This window comes from Curvibacter sp. EU05-FHT14A10 (assembly GCF_058791075.1).
The window spans coordinates 8,347-8,716 of record NZ_JBYTDE010000022.1; the positions used below are offsets into that span (position 1 = coordinate 8,347).

A 370-nucleotide genomic window follows, 5' to 3' on the forward strand; every position below is an offset into this window, starting at 1 on the left:
CAGCAAGTGTGTTCCAGCCTGCAAAGGCATAACCCGAACGGGTGAAGCTGTTTGTCGTCAAGGCCGTGGAGACGTTGGCGGTCTGCGCCGTCATCGTTCCTGTGCCGCTGTTGGCGTCAAAGGTCACCGTGTGGTTCACAGCCGGGGCAACGTAGGTGTACAAGCCGGTTCCAGTGCCCGTACCGCCAGGGGTGGTCACAGCCACGTCTTGAGCACCCGCCGTACCGGCAGGCGTTGTTGCAGTGATGCTGGTGGCGCTCACTACCGTAACACCCGTCGCGGCCGCGCCGCCGATCGTGACGGCCGTGGCACCCGTGAAGTTGGTGCCGGTGATGGTGACGCTGGTACCGCCCGCCGTGCTGCCACTAGT

General features: G+C 64.3%; 1 protein-coding gene. It reads right to left on the bottom strand.

The features are described from left to right. A partial coding sequence (locus AC3WUT_RS26840) for an IPT/TIG domain-containing protein (protein ID WP_492350124.1) occupies window positions 1-370 on the bottom strand: 370 nt, incomplete at both ends.